This is a genomic window from Barnesiella sp. CU968 (assembly GCF_905219685.1).
Lineage (GTDB): Bacteria > Bacteroidota > Bacteroidia > Bacteroidales > Muribaculaceae > Lepagella > Lepagella muris_A.
The window spans coordinates 1-2,062 of the sequence record NZ_CAJMXD010000462.1 but is presented as its reverse complement, the minus strand read 5'-3'; the positions used below and the strand labels follow the sequence as shown (position 1 = coordinate 2,062).

Here is a 2,062-nt window from a genome sequence, read left to right as displayed (position 1 = left end):
GCCTGACCCTGTATGCCACCCATAGGCTGATGAATCATAACTCGTGAATGAGGAAGTGCGTAGCGTTTCCCATGTTCTCCAGCAACAAGCAGAACAGCAGCCATTGAAGCCGCCATACCGGTGCAGATAGTCGAGACATCAGAACTGATATACTGCATGGTGTCATAAATGCCAAGACCGGCATATACGGATCCTCCGGGGGAGTTGATGTAAAGTGCAATATCTTTTTCCGGATCTACAGAATCAAGATATAGAAGCTGTGCCTGTATTATATTTGCGCTCTGATCTGAAACCTGAGTTCCGAGAAAAATTATACGATCCATCATCAGACGGGAAAAAACGTCCATCTGGGTCACATTAAGCTGACGCTCTTCAAGAATGTAAGGATTCATATAATCTGATGTCGGAACCATAACACCCCCGGCTGTCTTCTCCATATGGCGGGCATATGAATCAAGCGTGTTTGAACTCATGCCGAGATGATTAACCGCATAGTTTCTAAAATCGTTTTTCATATCTTTCACTAAATTTCCGGTTCTCGCAAGCATAGAGATATGCATGCATTCTCCATTAACCTGCGGAACTCAAATAAACAATATATATCTGCATGGGAGACTCCCATGCAGATATATAAACAAATTCTATGCCAATAATATTATGCGTTGCGGAAAAGATCGTTGAATGCTTCCACATCAACTTCTTTTTCATCCACTGTGACAGACGCACGGATACCGTTGTATAGCTTCATGTCTACAGTCTGGTTGTAAACCTGATTGCGTGCTTTCTCATCCTTGAGAATATCTGAAGCATAACGGTCAAGAGTCTCTGCCGGAACGTTAGGCATGCCATACTGTGCGAATTGGCTCTGAGCCATCATGCGCGCTGTATTCTTGAGATCCTCCTCGTCAACCTTGATGTCAAGCTGAGAAGCGATAGCCTCTTTCTCAAGTTCCCACTCAAGTTCAGGACGCAGACGTGTATACTCCTCGTCAATATTCTCATTGTTGAGCGCCTCGTTCTGGCTTTTCAGGAATTCTTTGAGAACCTCATCCGGAAGCTGAAGCTCACCGATAGCTGCGGATATTGTGTTGCGCGCATCGATTGTGAAACGATAATTGGAATCATTTGCAAGACCTGCTACAAGCATTTCCTTGAGTGCTGCGCGATATTCCTCTTCATTATGAACCTTGTCAGCTCCGAACACCATGTCAAAGAACTCCTGATTGTGCTCAGCCGGCTTGAGAACGATGATCTCCTTGATATCAAGGTTGAAATCGCCCTTATGGTTCTCAACCTCGCTCTTCTCGATATTGAGCATGGAAGACATCTCTGTAGCGTTGGAATCGCATGTAGCCGCAGGATTGAATCTTACAATATCTCCGACCTTCTTGCCCATGAAGAGCTCGCGCTGATCCTCGCTCTTGAAATACTGGGGAGAGACGATACCATTCTCTACAACCACACCACCCTCTTTGGGTTCTCCGTTTTCATCAAGCTCGCTAATCACGCCTTTCACAAGAGCAGTGGCGTCTACTGTGTCGCCGGGTTCCTGTTTGCCGAAACGGCGGGAGAACATCTGATCCTGGTTATCAATCATTTCATCCGACACTTTGATAGTGTAGTAAGGCACATGAAGATCCTTGTTTACATGAGTGTCAAACTCAGGAGCGATACCTACTTTGAATTTCAAAGTGAAATCAGCGGCATTGATGTTGAAATCATCGTTCTGCTGCGGAACGGGATTGCCCAGTACATGGAGCTTGTTTTCCTTTATATAATCGAACACCGCATTGCCGACTTCCTGATTGATGATATCATATTTTACGGCTGCGCCATATTTTTTCTGTATAAGTCCTGAGGGAACGTGACCGGGACGAAAACCCGGTTCCGCATGTTTCTTGCCGATCTCTTTGAGCTGTTTCTTGACTTTGTCGGCATAATCCTTTTCTTCGAGAGTGACGGTAATCTCGCCGTTCACCTCGTCGATCTTGGCATAATCTATTTTCATTTCCTAAATATGTTATTAAATTCTATTCTATTATTTGTTTCGAGATGCAAAATT

At 44.6% G+C, this 2,062-nt stretch carries 2 protein-coding genes; both read right to left on the bottom strand.

Annotated features, from left to right (window positions below; genetic code table 11):
* Positions 1 to 515 (bottom strand): ATP-dependent Clp protease proteolytic subunit (locus tag JX312_RS12745; protein WP_204458290.1); only part of this gene is annotated, 515 nt, incomplete at its 3' end.
* A 140-nt stretch (positions 516 to 655) separates the two neighbouring features.
* The gene (locus JX312_RS12740) at positions 656 to 2,008 is read right to left on the bottom strand and encodes a trigger factor (RefSeq protein ID WP_123404554.1); all 1,353 of its coding nucleotides are present in this window, start codon (positions 2,006 to 2,008) and stop codon (positions 656 to 658) included.
* Between the last annotated feature and the right edge of the window lie 54 nt (positions 2,009 to 2,062).